Here is a 16508-nt window from a genome sequence, read left to right on the forward strand (position 1 = left end):
GGTGGAAGCACAGCAATGTGTGGAGCTGACGAATACTAATCGGTCGAGGGCTTATCCTACTGCTAAGGATGATTCAACAGTTACTTTCGTATCCAGTTTTCAAGGTGCAAACCTTGAAGTTCATGGTTCTGTCTTTTCTGAAGCCATTCAGGAAGCATAATCATCGAAAAACAGCATATTCCCTGATAGCTCAGTTGGTAGAGCACTCGACTGTTAATCGAGTTGTCACAGGTTCGAGTCCTGTTCGGGGAGCCATACAGAGAGGTGTCCGAGTGGTCGAAGGAGCACGATTGGAAATCGTGTATACGTTAATCGCGTATCGAGGGTTCGAATCCCTTCCTCTCTGCCAGTAAGGCCCGTTGGTCAAGGGGTTAAGACACCTCCCTTTCACGGAGGTAACAGGGGTTCGAATCCCCTACGGGTCACCAACTTTTTTCAAAAAGGACTTGCAATCTTATAGAGATATGTGATAAGATATAAAAGTCGCTCAACATGGAGGATTAGCTCAGCTGGGAGAGCATCTGCCTTACAAGCAGAGGGTCGGCGGTTCGATCCCGTCATCCTCCACCATAATTGCTTTTAATGACGCGGGGTGGAGCAGCCCGGTAGCTCGTCGGGCTCATAACCCGAAGGCCGCAGGTTCAAATCCTGCCCCCGCAACCAAATTACCAACGGAGACATCCGGGTACATATGATGTGGAGCTGTGGTGTAGAGGCCTAACATGCCTGCCTGTCACGCAGGAGACCGCGGGTTCGAATCCCGTCAGCTCCGCCATTATAACATCATCAGGCTCGGTAGCTCAGTCGGTAGAGCAGAGGACTGAAAATCCTCGTGTCGGCGGTTCGATTCCGTCCCGAGCCACCATTTTTCAATAATTGAATATGCCGTTGTAGCTCAACTGGTAGAGCAACTGACTTGTAATCAGTAGGTTGGGGGTTCAAGTCCTCTCGACGGCACCACATGGAGGATTAGCGAAGTGGCCAAACGCGGGAGACTGTAAATCTCTTCCTTCGGGTTCGGTGGTTCAAATCCATCATCCTCCACCATTTACCTAGGGGCATAGTTTAAAGGTAGAACAAAGGTCTCCAAAACCTTTGGTGTGGGTTCAATTCCTGCTGCCCCTGCCAATTTCATAAGGTGTTCCATGGCGGTCGTGGCGAAGTGGTTAACGCATCGGTTTGTGGATCCGACATTCGGGGGTTCAATTCCCCTCGGTCGCCCCATTTACACCTTACTTGAAACTGAATATGTTGTTGGGGATTAGCCAAGCGGTAAGGCAACGGACTTTGACTCCGTCATTCTCAGGTTCGATCCCTGAATCCCCAGCCATTACATGCGGAAGTGGCTCAGCGGTAGAGCATCGCCTTGCCAAGGCGAGGGTCGCGGGTTCGATTCCCGTCTTCCGCTCCATTTTTTTTGGCGCCATAGCCAAGTGGTAAGGCAGAGCTCTGCAAAAGCTCTACCCCCAGTTCGAGTCTGGGTGGCGCCTCCACAACCCCATAGTGTGCGGCCTTAGCTCAGCTGGATAGAGCGTTTGACTACGAATCAAAAGGTCAGGAGTTCGAATCTCTTAGGCCGCGCCATTTTATTTTTAAACAAAAGCAATCTTATATCATGTGCCGGTGTGGCGGAATGGCAGACGCGCGCGACTCAAAATCGTGAGGGAAACCGTGGAGGTTCGAGTCCTCTCACCGGCACCATACTAAAAAACAAATGGTTCATTAGATATGATATCTAATGAGCTTTTTTTATGTTTTTATTACTCCACTCAGATACTTTTGAACTGAATTCTAGGTGAGAGTAAATATTAGTTGTGTTGGAGGAATCACTGTGGCCTAATCACTCCTGAAATTCCTTCATACTTACACCATTGCTTAAAAGCAGTATGGCGTAGCTATGACGAAGATCATGATACCGGACTACTATAACGACATCCGGACAATTCAGAAATAGAAGGGCATAAGCATCAGGGATGATAGTCGGTTCTGAGTTAATGTCTGCCATGACTTATTTTCTTTCATCTATATTGAGGTATGTAAAGAAGCTCGGGGAGGTAGAACGGATCGAGAGCGGTAGAAAAGAGGAGGATAGTCCTCAAAGGAACCCAACCTCCTTTGTTGAAAGATCTGTTCCAAGCTGCCGTTGGTAAACGACATCATAACCTCGATGTTAATCGAAGTTCCCCCTCGTCTGAGAGGGCTACCTCCAATGCAGTGACGCTTGCCAGACAGAAGTATCATAATCTCTCTAACCGATCATGGCGATTCAACCTGCCACTGGTTGATTACAGCCAGAAGTAAATCGTTCGATTACAAAGGCAAAAGTGGGCTTGCATCTTCGATTCAAGTCCATGAATAGTTTGACGAACATGGATACGGCTGAGAAGGTCATTTACAAAGTATTGAGTAAAACGAAATGTATGCAGAATGCGTCACACCCAGATTCGGTACTGAAGTTAAGAAGAAGCTGATCGAAATGTTCGATGAGCACTATCTTCACTCCAACGAGTTACAAATAAACTCCGGTCTCCCCACCGAGGTTGGAGTCCTCTCGACCGCACTACTTTAACAAAGAACAGGCTCTTGAATTTGTCCTTGTGACGATTCAGGAGCTTTTTGCATAATTGGGATTTACAAAGTGTTGCTCATGACCTGTGAAGACGAAATCTTTGAACTGTAGTCAAGATGAGCATTAATGTTAGCCGTCGGACTTTTCGGACAGAAGACGATGAAATGGGATGCTATGTTGTCGGATTACTCCGTTGTTAAATGATAGAATAGAATTTATAATGATAATGATAATCGTTATTAATTAGGGGGAAGAACATGAAACGAACGGATCATCTTATTGTTAAACTAGGCGTTATTCTTAGTCTTATGGTGTGGATTGCCGGATGCACAGGGACTGGACAGAATCAGTCCGCATCTGCTCCGGCTAAGACGAATACTGCAGTCGATATTACCGAGCCTGCAGAGCCTGCTGCAAAAGTGTTCACGGATCCGACCGGCAGGGAAGTAGAGGTTCCCACCCATCCGCAACGGATTGTTTCTTTAGAATTTACAGGATATTTATCAGCACTCGGCATTAAACCGGTAGGAACGGCACCGCGTTTCTTCAATCCTCCATTCCTTGAATTGATGGACGGCGTGGAAGATATCGGATATCCGGCGAGCCTGGAGAAGTCGCTTGAGCTTGAGCCGGATCTCATTATTGCAGCAAATTATTTGACGCCCGAACAGTTGGAGGCATTTGAGAAAATTGCACCGGTCGTTCTGCTTAAATGGTCGGAGACGAACAATATGAATCGCTTAACGGCGCTTGCAGACTTGCTAGACAGGCATGAGGAAGAGCGGGCTTGGCTCGAATCGTATCAAGAGCTTGTACAGCAGACGAAAGATCGTCTTTCGGACCATATCAAGCCCGGTGAGACGGCTTCCGTATTTTATGCATGGGGAACTTCCATCAACTTGCTGGCTCCACAGGTCATTTCCACTCTATTTGACGATATAGGATTCGAGCCGACGGAGAAGATGAAAGAACGGTTAAGTCAGGACAAAGACTTTGCATCGGAAACGATTTCACGTGAGGTCGTGGCCGATTATGCTGCTGACCGGATATTCATTATTGCTGAGCAAACGTTTGGTGCAGAGTTAGTAGAGGAGATGCAGAGAAGCGTGTTGAAAACATTGCCGGCATTCAAGGAGGGCAAAGTTTATTTGCTTGATCCGAACTGGTACAGCTTTGAACCGGTATTGTTGGAATGGCAGCTTCAGAATGCCGTCGAAGTACTGACCGAATAGAGACAGGTAAGGAGGCTTTCCGTTGCTAAGTGATCGGTTTGAAGACAAAATTATGGAATATCCGCTATACCGGATGAGAGAAATCAGAAGCTTTTCTTTAGCCGCTGGCAGTTCCAGCGATCCCGAGCTGCTTGAGGGGTGCTGTCTGATCGTCTGTTACGGAGGGAACGGCCGCCTGACACTCGATAGCAAATGGTATGCGCTGAAAGAAGGAGCGATTTTTATTGCTCCTTCTTTCTCGCTGATCACAATCCGAGCCGGAGAAGCAGAGCAGTTGCAAATGATGCTGGCCGCTTTTAACGAAATCGGCACATTATCCGCTCCAACGGCTCGGTTCCCGTATGAAGGCTTCGCAGAGGCGCCTCCTGATGTGGAGGTAGCCGTCGAGCTGCAGGATTTGAAGGGAAATCAGCTTACGGAAGACCCGTTGGAGCAATTCGAGCGGCATGTGCGATTTGAGCGTTTGCTGCTTGCCGTTCTGAAACACAACTATGCTTCCGACAATCACCGCAAGAGTATACGGAAACTTGTGGAGGGAACTCTCGATTATATTCATGAACATTACAAAGACGTGCTGCGGATAGAAAACTTGGCTTGCTCATGTAATATCAGCACCAGGCACTATACGAGAATATTTACTGAGCTGACGGACAAGAGTCCTGTCGATTACTTGACTGAGTTACGTATTCGCCAATCTGTCCGTCAGCTTGTCTCTTCAGGAGGCAAGCTGACGGATGTTGCACGGGGAGTCGGCTATGCCGATCCCGATTATTACAGCAAACGGTTCAAAGAAAAGACGGGCATGTCTCCGTCGGGATATATGACGAATTGGCGTCATTCCCCGCGTATTATTGCACTGCAATGTGCTGGCGACTTGTTTGCGCTGGGTATCAAGCCTTTCGGGATCATGACGAATGGTCTCTTAGGTCCGTTCCGCAACTATATGAACGGAGTCCAGACCCTGGATCACGCTTTCGAGACGGTCGCCGGAACAATCGCTTCCATGAAGCCGGATCTGATTGTGGCAGGCGATTATATGAGTGCCGAACTGATCGATATATTGTCCAAAATATCGCCCACCGTTACCGTGGAGTGGGAGGGTATCGGTCCGTTTTATCATTTAAATATGCTTAGCCAAATATTAGGCAGGGAGAAGGAGAAACGGCAGTTGCTGGAGCGATATGAATTAAGAAGAGAAGAGGTGTCCCGAAAGCTCGCAGCATTGAGTCAGAACTGGCCCCGGGAAACAGCGGCTGTCTTTTATATGTGGAAGGATGAAATCAGGGTATTTGCACCGAATATCTTCCCAACATTTTATGAGGTGCTTGGTTATGAAATGCCATCCTGGTTTCAGAACTGGAGCGCGGAGGATAAGCGGCGGGGCTCCATGCCGGTCCAATTCGAGGCGTTTCTTGCATTTGCAGCTGATTCTATATTCATCATTGTTCAGGATGAGACTGCACTCGAAACGTTAAACCGACTGAAAATGGCATACAAGGACGTTTTGCCCGCGATTACCCAGAACAAGATTCATTCTCTTGAGCCCGATTGGTACAGCATAGACGCAACTTCTTTATATTGGCAATTGCAATCATTGGAATCTCATACTAAACAACAAATGCCTCATTAGATATCATATCTAATGAGCCTTTTTTATTTGGATACAAAACCTCACTCCTAGCATTAGCCGATGATATCTTCGACTTGTACTCCAAATGAGCATAAACAATAACTTCGATTGAAATCAGACTTTAAAGATGATGAAAAGCATAACGTCCGTTATTTGCTCCCCAATGTCACTTAATGATGATATACTTACGTAATGCATTATGATATTGATAATCAAAATCAATTTATGGATGTTTTATAAAATAGAAAAAAGTGGGATAAGGGAGTGCGGATACATGCACGATGAAGCAGAGGCAAGCCAGGTATTTACACCGGAGATGATCGATACGATGGCCAGCATTTGGACACGTTCGATCATTACATTAATAGATGTACGCTTTCAGAATGTAGCGTCCCAATACCCGTTGGAGCAATATAAAATGCCTAGCAGCATGCTTATCTATACATATGGAGGAGAAGCGCAAATTCAACTGAATGAAACCATATTTGGAATGGATCGCTTCGGTTTAGTTCACGGAGGGAAGGGGAGCTTGCTCAGTATTTCGCCTAAAGGGGAGCCTGTAAAGACCTTTATGGTGTTTTATAAAGCAGAATTACCTGTTTTTTTCAAGAAGAGCCTGAAGCAATTACTGGAGCAAGTGAATCCATTTGTTCAACAGTTTGGTTATACGCCAAGTAATCCTATATTGCTGCTCGATTGGTTTCAACAGATGATGAATGGCTGGAACCGCGGCAAGGCGATGGATAAGCTGCAGGCCAAAAGCTTTCTATATCAATTGATTCATGGGGTGTACAGAGAGTTTGAGCGTGGTGAGATTCGGTATCTCCAGCCAGATCCGGCCTGTACTGCCAAGATATATCTCAATAAACATTACAGGGAGCCGGTTATGTTTCAAGAAATAGCCGATATGTTTGGGATCAGCGGTGGGCAATTGACGCGGCTGTTCAAAAAGAAGGAAGGGATGAGCTTACAGGAGTACCTCATTCAGAGAAGGATTGAAGCTGCTTGTCATGACTTGAAGCATACAGAAGCAACCATTAAAGAGATCGCAACAGGATCTGGTTTTGCAGATGAGAAAAACCTGTTTCGGATGTTTAAGAAGTATTGCAAGATGACGCCAAGTGATTATCGGAAAATAAACGCACTATCCATGCAGGTTGATGGTATTGATAATGATTCTCATTTTCTTTACAATGAGAGGGAACTAGCGGGTCTAGTCAAGTCTTATAGAGAAGAGGAATCAAGCATGTTTGGACAAGTAAGAAGTAAAGAAATGATCTTGGCGGCGGCGATGAGCATGATGCTGCTGTTGTCGGCATGTACGTCGGGGACGCCAGCGAATAACGGAGGAACGGTGAATCCTGTGCCTGCGCAGACACAACAGACGACACAACCGGAAACATCGGAGACGAAAGCTTCAGAAGTCTCGCAGACCAGAACGATATCCACAGTAAAGGGTGATGTTGAGGTGCCTAACAACCCTCAGCGTGTTATAGTTGATTATTTGATTGGTGATGTGGTGGCTCTAGGTGTAACTCCTCTAGGTGTGGCGAGAGTGGCAAGGGGCGAGAAAGAGGCTGTTTTTGCTAACCAGATTACAACCTCCACTAAAATAGCTATGGAGCCGGAAGATGTCATGTCTCTTGAGCCTGATCTGATCATTTTAGCATGGGGCGATGAAAATTATGAAGATTTATCCAAGATTGCGCCTACCATTTATGTCCCTTATGGTGATATGACTACAGAAGAGCGGATACATTTTATTGGCAATGTTTTGAACAAGCAGGAAGAGGCTAAGGCTGTTTTGAATACTTATTCCGAAAAAATCGAAGAAGCGAAGCAAGCCTTGCAGAATGCAGGTCTTTCAGACGTGACGGTTACTATGGGAGAATACAGCGATAAAAGTAACTACATCGCTGGAGCCAAGCATGCGGTTGGCGAACTCGTTTATAATCAACTTCAAATGAAGGCACCATCAAAAGTTCAAACTGATATTATTGATGCAGATAAATATTGGGGAGAAGTCTCTATGGAGGTCTTGGCCGCTTACATAGGAGATTATGTGCTCTCCTTAGGGGATACGGAAGTTCCTGTTGATAATCCGATTTGGAAATCGGTACCTGCTGTGCAGCATAATCGGATTATAACGGTTGATAACACGTTATCTTGGTCCACGGATATCATTACTTCCAGTGCCTTGATTGATCATATTGTCAATCACTTGCTGGCATTAGCTAAATAAGTGTTCTAACGGAAAGGAAAAGGCGATGAAAAACAAGCCTGAACAAAAACGCCGTGGGGCGATAAACTTCACCATGTACATGGTGGTAGGGCTTGGATTAACGGTTCTCATGTCGGCGGCGTCGATTATCTTCGGCGCCGCCGACATGAGGTTAGCGACTGTATGGGAGGCTATTTTCCGATTTGATCCAACGCTCACTGATCATCAAGTTATTCAAACCCTACGTCTTCCGCGTACCGTAGCCGATCTGATCGTCGGGTGCAGTCTTGCGGTATGCGGTGCCATCATGCAGGGGACAACGCGCAATCCGCTGGCTGACTCCGGGCTAATGGGGATCAGCTCTGGGGCAGCATTCGCGATTGCGTTCTGTCTGGCCTTTCTGCCGGGTTCTTCGTATGGGGGGATGATGCTGTTTGCTTGTCTGGGAGCAGCGCTCGCGACCGGGATGACCTACTTCATCGCGTCACTGGGCAAGCGCGGGATGACGCCTCAGCGGCTGGTACTGGCAGGACTGTCCATCTCTATGCTGTTTGGCGCACTCAGTCAGTATCTGGCGATCAATTACAACCTGGGTCGAGCATTGGCATTCTGGACGGCAGGCAGTACAGCGGGGACCAAGTGGGGGGAATTGCTGATTATCTCTCCGCTATTTGTTGGTGGTGTACTGCTGGCGTTGGCGCTATCTCCTTCCGTTACACTGCTCAGTTTGGGGGATGATGTGGCAAGCGGACTCGGTATTCGCAGCGGACTGGTCAAGGGGTTATCGACGATTATTGTGCTCGTGCTGACTGGATTGGCTGTAGTCGTGGTTGGCCCGGTCGGTTTTGTTGGTCTGATTACCCCGCATATTGTGCGATATATGGTCGGTGTCGACTATCGCTACATTATTCCGGCTGCTGCGCTATATGGTGCGTTGCTGACCGTATCGGCCGATCTGATAGGCCGCTTGATCAATAAGCCGTTCGAAACACCGATTGGCATTATATTTTCTATCATTGGTGTGCCGTACTTTCTCTTCCTGGCTCGCAGACAAAGGAGGGAATTTGAATGATCAAGCAGCGTTATACGGTGCAACGGGGCATCATCGTCAATGTAGTGCTTATGGTGCTCATCCTTATGTTTGCTGTCATTAGCATGAATTCTGGCAAGATGAATCTTTCACCGCTAGAAGTGTTGAACGTTCTCCTGGGAAATGGTACCGACAAGCAAAATCTGATCGTGTTCGATTTTCGCCTGCCACGAATCGTACTGTCGATCTTAGTAGGAGTGGGAATGGGAGCGGCTGGGGTCGTGATGCAGAGTTTGCTGCGCAATGACATGGCGAGTCCGGGGACACTGGGGATTAGTTCGGGATCGGGATTGTTTGTCCTGTTCTTCGTCGTATTCATCGCATCGACAGGAAAGAGCTCCTTTATTGCCCTGCCACTGCTGGCCTTTGTTGGAGGACTGTTGGCGGCGGGATTGATCTTCTTATTATCGTATCGCCGTGGGCGAGACATCTCGCCAATCGGTTTGATCTTAACCGGGGTCGCGCTCGGAAGCGGGTATGGGGCGCTGACCACCTTCCTGACACTCAAGCTGGATGATTCGCAGATGAACTTCATGCTGCACTGGCTGGCGGGGAGCTTATGGGGCGATAATTGGAGTTATATTTCCGTACTGGCACCATGGGTCTTGATTTTACTCGGCTATATTTTCTATAAAGCTCGTATGCTGAACACCCTCCATCTGGGCAATCAGACGGCAGAAGGTCTGGGTCTTGCCGTGAAGAGGCAGTTTTTGGGGTTATCGATCGCTGCTGTTGCTTTATCCTCTGGCAGTGTTGCCGTGGGCGGAAGCTTCTTCTTTGTTGGCTTGATCGCTCCGCATATGGCTAGAAAACTCGTCGGGCCCGATCACAAATTGCTCGTTCCGGCTGCAAGCCTATGCGGGGGATTAGTCGTGGTGCTGGCTGACACGATTACGCGCACGGTTAGCCTGGCGGGAGATGTGCCGACGGGAATCGTCATTACGGTCATCAGTGTCCCGTACTTTCTTTATTTACTAGCGAAGGCCAAATAGGAGGACGTCATGGAAAGTATTACAGCGCAGCAAATCGATATTGCCTATAATGACACACTTATCGTAAAAGAACTGGATTTGCAGATTCCGCGTGGACAGATTACCTCGATTATTGGTCCCAATGGATGCGGCAAATCAACCGTACTAAAGGCAGTCGGCCGGCTGCTCAATACGAAGAATGGCACGGTTTATCTGAATGGTGCCGATATCCGCACACTGCCCACTAAGGAAGTGGCTAAGCAGATGGCGATTCTGCCGCAGACGCCGACTGCACCGAGCGGTTTGACGGTCAGTCAATTAGTCTCCTATGGGCGTTTCCCTCATCAACGGGGCTTCGGCAAGCTCTCCAAAGAGGATAAACAAATAGTCGCCTGGGCCCTATCGGTTACACAGCTTACAGCGTTTGAGCATCGGGAGGTCGATACGCTCTCTGGCGGCCAACGTCAGCGCGTATGGATTGCGATGGCGCTCGCTCAGCAGACCGATCTGATCCTGCTGGATGAACCCACCACCTATCTGGACCTGGCGCATCAGCTTGAAGTGCTGGAGCTGCTCTATGAACTGAATCGCAGTCAGCAGGTGACGATTGTGATGGTGCTGCATGACCTGAATCTGGCAGCGCGCTTCTCCGACTATATGGTAGCAATTCGTGAGGGCCAGGTGATGGAGCATGGCTCGGCAGAGCAAGTAATGACAGTACGGACGCTGCGTGAGGTGTTTGCCATTGATGCCGAGATTATGCTGGAACCGCGAACGGGGCGACCGGTGTATGTGACGTATGAGATATTGCGTGATAAGCGCAGAGAACAAGGAGCGGATCAAGGATTCCTAAAAGCTAAGGAACAGAAGGAGGCGGTTGCCACATGAAAACCGCATGGCGTGTCCTGCTGGGCGCACGGAAATATTGGTTGCAGCTAGGCATTGGATTTGCCGGTATCTTGATAGCCACGATTGCCGGGTTTTATTTGCCCTGGGCGCTCCGCTCGCTGACACAATTAGCGACCGAAGGCAGCAGTCAGTTTGCCGCAGAAGCGCTGAAGATTGGTTTGTTGCTGCTTGGAGCCACCTGTCTGCAGGCCATCGGAACATCACTTTCAGGCTATATGAACCACTACGCCGCACTTCACTATGTGGCGGATTTACGAACAAGATTGTATAGTAAATATCAGCAGATGAGCTTGCGCTATTTCCATCGAAACCGGACGGGTGACTTGACAGGGCGCGTTGTAAATGATGCGATGGAAGCGGAAATTTTCATTGCCCATGCCATTCCTGAATTTATCATCAACGGACTGACCTTTATCGGAGTAGGCATCCTGCTCTTGACGATCAATGTAAAGCTGGCACTGATCAGCCTGATCACGATTCCGTTGCTGCTTGCGATCACGGTGTGGCAAAGCAAGCGCTTGTCGCCGCTGTGGGGAGAGAATTCCAAGGCGCGGGGAGAAATCGCTGGCAAGGTGCAGGAAAACTTGTCGGGCATGAAAGAAATCCAAATTTTCAATCGGCAGGAGGAGGAGCGGGGCAACATTTCTCGTCTGGCTGTGAAACATACGAAGACCTATTTGCGCGCCAGTCTGTTCTATGAAACCTCTGTGCCGTTGTTGGCATTTGTGACCGCGCTGGGTACCGTGCTTGTCGTGATACTGGGCGGCAGATTGATGGCAACTAACGAGGTAAGCATTGCTGATATCATCGGATTCATCGCCTACCTGGGTATGTTTTATCAACCGGTAAAGTCCTTTTCCGGCTTGGTGGAAATGGCCGGTCGAGCCTCCGCTGGTCTTAAACGGGTATATGAGGTGCTGGAAGAAGAGGAGGACGTACAGGAGAAGCGAAACGCAGTCCGTTTGCCGCGTGTACAAGGACAGATCTCCTTTCAAGATGTCACATTCGCTTATCAAGATGGTACGCCTGTACTAGAGGGACTGAACCTGACCATTGAACCTGGAAAGACGGTGGCGCTTGTAGGCACAACCGGCGTAGGAAAGACGACATGGGCCAGTCTCGTTAACCGATTCTACGACCCGCAGGCCGGTTCGATTCGAGTGGATGGCATCGATATTCGTGATGTGACAATCTCCAGCCTGCGTGACAATATCTCGATGGTGCTGCAGGATACCTTCCTGTTTGATGGCTCGGTGTATGACAATATCGCTTATGGCTGGAAGGATGCGACCTCGCAAGATGTGATCGCTGCAGCGAAAGCGGCTAAAGCGCATGATTTTATAGCACAGATGGAGCAAGGCTACGATACGGTGATTGGTGAACGGGGTGTGCGTCTGTCCGGAGGGCAGAAACAGCGGCTCTCGATAGCACGGGCAATTTTGCGCAATGCACCGATCCTCATTCTGGATGAAGCGACATCGGCGCTGGATACCAAGACGGAGCAAGAGATCCAGCAGGCCCTCGACGACATATCTAAGGATCGCACAACACTGGTGATTGCTCATCGGCTATCGACCATCCGTCATGCCGACCAGATCGTCGTGCTGGAGGGGACAGAGATTGCCGAGAGGGGTACGCATGAGGAACTGCTGCGCAGCGGCGGCATTTATGCACGATTGTATGCGACGCAAGCCTCTTGACCGTAACGAAGAGGACTGAATGATATAATCTAACGATTGTGACAGATTGCCTTGAGAATCGAAATAGACAAGCAGCACTTTTTTTCCTTCATTAAATAAAGCGAAAGCTAGATTGTAGGCAGTAGAGGTTTTGTTGTTCCTCCTTTTTGGTTTGCAATGGTGATGACGGTCGTCTTATACATAGTTATTACCCTTCCTGGAGCGTCGCTCCGTCTAAACATGGCTTCTTATAGGTTATTGCCGCGAGCCCTTACGGGACTTGATAAAAACATGAAAACCCGCACAAAACCTTGATTTTACAAGGCTTTGCACGGGTTTTTAATTTGTCTTATTTGACCTGGATTCCACTCGTTTCCGAATTGCCGATGCGACTCAAAATCGAACAGGGAGACCCGTGGAGGTTCGAGTCTCCCACCGGTACCGATAGTTCATTAGAGATGTTCTCTATTGGGCATTTTCTCATAATAAATAGTTTTTATTTCCGGCCTATGCTTTTTTATGGGTTTATCAAGAACATGTTGTGTAAGAGTTTTAAATGTGAATAAGGGTAAAGCTATGCCTAAAAAATGAAACTCATAGGATATAAAAACTTATATATCAAATTGATTGTATGAATATTTTAGTGTTTATAAATTACAATTGAAAAACATGCAGAACATTGGTAAAGTATGTGTATACGCTGCTTGCAGCAAAAAACCAACGGTGGTATGTAAGCATTATAGAAGTCTAATTCCTTATAAAGGAAATCCATTAAACAGTAGTAAATTATTGTTCTATGTGTTTTTGCTCTTAAAAACCAAAAATGAGAAGAAGAGCTCTTTAATATCTAATGCTAGCAGAATTACATAAGGATAAATAAGGGTTCAAATATGGAGCAAACTATGCCCAGTTCTGTGCGGTGGATGACTTGGAAATACAATTATAAAATAAGGAGAGATACGAATGAATAAACCAATCGCAAAATTTAAGGGTTCATCGGGAGTAGCATTTCTTTACGAAGACAGGGTAGTTATTCAAGGATCTAAACTTATTGGTAATCATGGTGATAAAACAATTTTTTTACAGCATCTTAGCGGGGTAACCGTAAGAAAAGCCTCTGTGATTTCTGGTTCCGGGGTTATTCATTTTAGTACGGGCAGTTCTGAAATGAAAAATGCATTCAAAAGCGTAAGAGATGAGAATGCTCTTCTTATTTCACCATTTGGTGGAAAAAAAGCTTCTGAGTTCAAAGCACTTGTCGAAAAGCAAATGGCTATTGTCCATTCAAAGCCGAATGGTGTTACTTCGCTTTCCACGGCTGACGAAATAAAGAAATACAAAGAACTACTAGAATCTGATATTATCACCCAAGAAGAATTTGATGCAAAGAAAAAGCAATTATTAGGATTGTAAGGAGTCTATGTTAGGCAAAAACAGACAAGTCGAGTAAAGCGTGATAATCGTTTGCGTACATAAGGATGAAGGGAAGAGAATACCAAAGATAGTTCATTAGAGATATACTCTAATGAGCTTTTTTTATATGGTGAGGGCTCCGCTCATCGTAAATCTATTGCTGATCATTTCATCCTGCTTACTTCACAATGGCAAGCTCGCTCCTCCCTTAACGAGCTCAGCAGTTCATTAACTTCCTCGATGATGAACGAGTTGGTGCATGTTATAATTTACTGGATCTTAAATGTCCTAAAATGATTTGAGGAACATTCGCTAGATGCGGAGTTCTGGCATAACAAGAATACAATAGGGATATTTTTAAAATGTTAATAGGTGACCGGTTGCTTCACATGCTCTTTCAGATGCTTGTTCGTCCTGTATAGCATGAAGCATTGCTCTAAGTCGCACGGCAAGCACCTGCTTATCCACTATGCCTTTGCGGTTAATACCTCTATACTGAGTTTAAGAGAGCTCAGGATATCAAAGATGAACTAGCGAGGAGAAATTACCTGAGGAGGCCTAATGATTGATACGAGTAGCAATTGTTGAAGACGAGAGTATCTACCAAACCAAATTGACCGAATATCTTAAAAGGCTTGAGAAAGAAATTGGCGAAGCCATGGACATAGAGATATACTCGGATGGCGACGAAATCGTTGAAAATTATAAAGCGCAATTTGATATGATTCTAATGGATGTACAAATGCGTTTTATGAACGGGATGTCTGCCGCAGAAGAAATTCGGAAATTGGATTCCGAAGTCATTATTGTTTTTATAACAAATATGGCGCAATATGCGATCAAAGGTTATGAGGTGGATGCGTTAGATTATATTTTGAAACCCGTAAACTATTTTTCCTTTTCCCAGCGTTTGAAGCGAGCGATCGAAAGAATGAAGAGAAGAGAAGTACGTTATATTACGATACGGGCAAAAAGCGGAGTGACGCGTCTGAAAATTTCTGATGTGTACTATGTGGAAAGCCAAGGCCATGATCTTATTTTTCGTACGAATAAAGGAGAATTTATAGCAACCGGCACAGTGAAGGAGCTGGAGATTCAATTAGCTGACTATCATTTCTTTCGCGGGCATAAGGGATTTTTGATTAATCTGGAGCATGTAGAAGGAATATACGATAATTATGTTCTGGTCAATGGAGAAAAGCTGTTTATAAGCCGCAGAAAGCGAAAGACTTTTATGGAAGCGTTATCCCAGTATTGGGGTGAGGTCATGAAATGAATGATATTCTCCCGGATATACCGAGACTTTATACGGCATTAGCGGAGTGGTTGGCCTGCATCGTATTTATCTTAGTTTTAAAAAGAAGGCTGTCTGGCTGGAAGCTCGTTGCCTTTAGCGGTGCTGCGCTGGTTGTACAGTCCGTTTTTTTGGTAACAACCAAAGATTTGCCGCTAGTATTTTGGATTCCGTGTATGATCATAGCAATTGGATTGATATTTATACATATTTATACCTGCTGTGCTGTAACTGCTCTTGAAGCAGGCTATTATACCGTAAGGGCATTTGTTGCAGCGGAGTTAATTGCATCGTTGGAGTGGCAAGTGAATTTCTTTTTTATGAACGAGAGGAATAGTGACTTGGTAGTAGAGCTGCTCCTATTAGTATCCGTGTATGGCATTTCCTTTTTGCTGTATTGGCTGCTTGAAAGACGCCACATACTGGTTGAAGGAAAATTAAATATTCGGCACCGTGAATTATGGTCAACGGTTTTGATAGGAGCGGCGGTTTTCGGTATTAGCAATCTAAGCTTTGTTACCGCGCATACGCCTTTCAGCGGGCAATATACCAAGGAAATTATCAATATCCGAACATTAGTTGATCTAGGCGGATTCACAATCCTGTTTGCTTACCATATCCTGCTTAAGGAATTAAGGATAAGTCATGAATTAAAGGCCGTGCAATACATTCTTCAAAATCAATATATACAGTACCAGCAATCCAAAGAAAGTATAGAAATGATTAATTATAAGTACCACGATTTGAAAAATCAGATCATTGCGCTTCGAGCGGAAGAAGATCCAGATAAGCGAAATGCATATTTGACGCAGATAGAAAATGAAATCAAACATTATGAAGCACAGAATAGGACAGGCCACCATGTGCTGGATACGTTGCTTGCAAGTAAACATATGTATGGCATGAAGTACGGAATTACGTTCACATGTGTAGCGGACGGTTCTTTGCTAAGCGGTATGGATGTGATCGATATCTGTACCATCTTCGGCAATGCTTTGGACAACGCAATCGAATATGAGCAACAAATAGAAGATGAAGAGAAAAGATTAATACACGTTTCCCTATTTGCCCAGAAAGGTTTTATGATGATTCGCTTTGAAAATTATTATGAAGGCGAGCTTCAGTTAGAAGAGGGGTTACCGGCTTCGACCAAACAGGATGCATACCATCATGGTTATGGGCTCAAGAGTATTCGATATGCGGTACAGAAGTATGGCGGAGTCGTACATGTGACTCAGAAAGATAATTGGTTTGAGCTGCAGATTCTGATGCCGTTATTGAATAGCAAGGAAGAGAAATGAGTTGAATGGGCTTGGGTATGCTAAATAGCAGACCCGGGCCTTATTTATTGTCTCTCGTTAATCCAAACCATTTTTTAGGGGATGAAAAGCAGTTTATGAAGGAATACGTACCGTTTGTGCAAGAAGGGCTGGACAACTTTATTCGTATGCTAAGATAGCTTGGAATTAGGATAAGAGGCTAGAAGTGGGGAGTGCGCTT

The 16508-nt window shown here is 46.2% G+C and carries 10 protein-coding genes, 16 tRNA genes and 1 pseudogene; all 27 read left to right on the forward strand.

Annotated features, from left to right (window positions below; translation table 11 throughout):
- Nucleotides 1–179 precede the first annotated feature (179 nt).
- The 27 genes and pseudogenes from AC0YNW_RS20635 (at nt 180) to AC0YNW_RS20765 (ending at nt 16309) form a co-directional block, all read left to right on the forward strand.
- Nucleotides 180–255: transfer RNA gene (locus AC0YNW_RS20635), tRNA-Asn, on the forward strand.
- Between the two features lie 3 nt (nt 256–258).
- Nucleotides 259–349 (forward strand) — tRNA-Ser (locus tag AC0YNW_RS20640).
- Nucleotides 350–353: 4 nt separating this feature from the next.
- Nucleotides 354–428: transfer RNA gene (locus AC0YNW_RS20645), tRNA-Glu, on the forward strand.
- A gap of 66 nt (nt 429–494) precedes the next feature.
- Nucleotides 495–570: transfer RNA gene (locus AC0YNW_RS20650), tRNA-Val, on the forward strand.
- A gap of 16 nt (nt 571–586) precedes the next feature.
- Nucleotides 587–663: transfer RNA gene (locus tag AC0YNW_RS20655), tRNA-Met, on the forward strand.
- A 35-nt stretch (nt 664–698) separates the two neighbouring features.
- A tRNA-Asp gene (locus AC0YNW_RS20660) sits at nt 699–775 on the forward strand.
- Between the two features lie 14 nt (nt 776–789).
- Nucleotides 790–865 (forward strand) — tRNA-Phe (locus AC0YNW_RS20665).
- Between the two features lie 19 nt (nt 866–884).
- Nucleotides 885–960 (forward strand) — tRNA-Thr (locus AC0YNW_RS20670).
- Nucleotides 961–963: 3 nt separating this feature from the next.
- Nucleotides 964–1047, forward strand: a tRNA-Tyr gene (locus tag AC0YNW_RS20675).
- Between the two features lie 7 nt (nt 1048–1054).
- Nucleotides 1055–1128 (forward strand) — tRNA-Trp (locus AC0YNW_RS20680).
- A gap of 20 nt (nt 1129–1148) precedes the next feature.
- Nucleotides 1149–1224: transfer RNA gene (locus AC0YNW_RS20685), tRNA-His, on the forward strand.
- Nucleotides 1225–1255: 31 nt separating this feature from the next.
- Nucleotides 1256–1330, forward strand: a tRNA-Gln gene (locus AC0YNW_RS20690).
- A 6-nt stretch (nt 1331–1336) separates the two neighbouring features.
- A tRNA-Gly gene (locus tag AC0YNW_RS20695) sits at nt 1337–1411 on the forward strand.
- 8 nt (nt 1412–1419) lie between these two features.
- A tRNA-Cys gene (locus AC0YNW_RS20700) sits at nt 1420–1493 on the forward strand.
- A gap of 14 nt (nt 1494–1507) precedes the next feature.
- A tRNA-Arg gene (locus AC0YNW_RS20705) sits at nt 1508–1584 on the forward strand.
- Nucleotides 1585–1619: 35 nt separating this feature from the next.
- Nucleotides 1620–1701, forward strand: a tRNA-Leu gene (locus tag AC0YNW_RS20710).
- 638 nt (nt 1702–2339) lie between these two features.
- Nucleotides 2340–2494 (forward strand): annotated as a pseudogene (locus AC0YNW_RS20715) (IS256 family transposase); the annotation flags it as partial.
- A 332-nt stretch (nt 2495–2826) separates the two neighbouring features.
- Nucleotides 2827–3801, forward strand: coding sequence for an ABC transporter substrate-binding protein (locus AC0YNW_RS20720; RefSeq protein WP_475833568.1), 975 nt, complete (start codon nt 2827–2829; stop codon nt 3799–3801).
- Nucleotides 3802–3823: 22 nt separating this feature from the next.
- Nucleotides 3824–5431, forward strand: coding sequence for a helix-turn-helix domain-containing protein (locus AC0YNW_RS20725; protein WP_475833569.1), 1608 nt, complete (start codon nt 3824–3826; stop codon nt 5429–5431).
- Nucleotides 5432–5705: 274 nt separating this feature from the next.
- Entirely contained in the window at nt 5706–7673 is a 1968-nt protein-coding gene (locus AC0YNW_RS20730) for a helix-turn-helix domain-containing protein (protein WP_475833570.1), read from the forward strand.
- A gap of 25 nt (nt 7674–7698) precedes the next feature.
- Nucleotides 7699–8724 (forward strand): FecCD family ABC transporter permease, encoded by a 1026-nt coding sequence (locus AC0YNW_RS20735; protein ID WP_475833571.1) that lies wholly within the window; start codon nt 7699–7701, stop codon nt 8722–8724.
- A complete protein-coding gene (locus AC0YNW_RS20740) occupies nt 8721–9734 on the forward strand; it encodes a FecCD family ABC transporter permease (protein ID WP_475833572.1) in 1014 nt (337 codons plus the stop codon). Before AC0YNW_RS20735 ends, AC0YNW_RS20740 begins: the two co-directional genes overlap by 4 nt.
- Nucleotides 9735–9743: 9 nt before the next feature.
- Nucleotides 9744–10601, forward strand: a complete 858-nt coding sequence (locus AC0YNW_RS20745) for an ABC transporter ATP-binding protein (RefSeq protein WP_475833573.1) — start codon at nt 9744–9746, stop codon at nt 10599–10601.
- Entirely contained in the window at nt 10598–12322 is a 1725-nt protein-coding gene (locus tag AC0YNW_RS20750) for an ABC transporter ATP-binding protein (RefSeq protein WP_475833574.1), read from the forward strand. The genes AC0YNW_RS20745 and AC0YNW_RS20750 overlap by 4 nt, the downstream gene beginning before the upstream one ends.
- Nucleotides 12323–13264: 942 nt before the next feature.
- Nucleotides 13265–13714: an SHOCT domain-containing protein gene (locus tag AC0YNW_RS20755; RefSeq protein WP_387476891.1), complete on the forward strand. Its 450-nt coding sequence runs from the start codon at nt 13265–13267 to the stop codon at nt 13712–13714.
- A gap of 565 nt (nt 13715–14279) precedes the next feature.
- Complete coding sequence (locus AC0YNW_RS20760) at nt 14280–14990, forward strand: LytR/AlgR family response regulator transcription factor (protein ID WP_475833575.1); 711 nt, start codon at nt 14280–14282, stop codon at nt 14988–14990.
- A complete protein-coding gene (locus AC0YNW_RS20765; RefSeq protein ID WP_475833576.1) occupies nt 14987–16309 on the forward strand; it encodes an ATP-binding protein in 1323 nt (440 codons plus the stop codon). The genes AC0YNW_RS20760 and AC0YNW_RS20765 overlap by 4 nt, the downstream gene beginning before the upstream one ends.
- Nucleotides 16310–16508: the final 199 nt, after the last annotated feature.

It is taken from the genome of Paenibacillus sp. J31R120, from assembly GCF_056269225.1.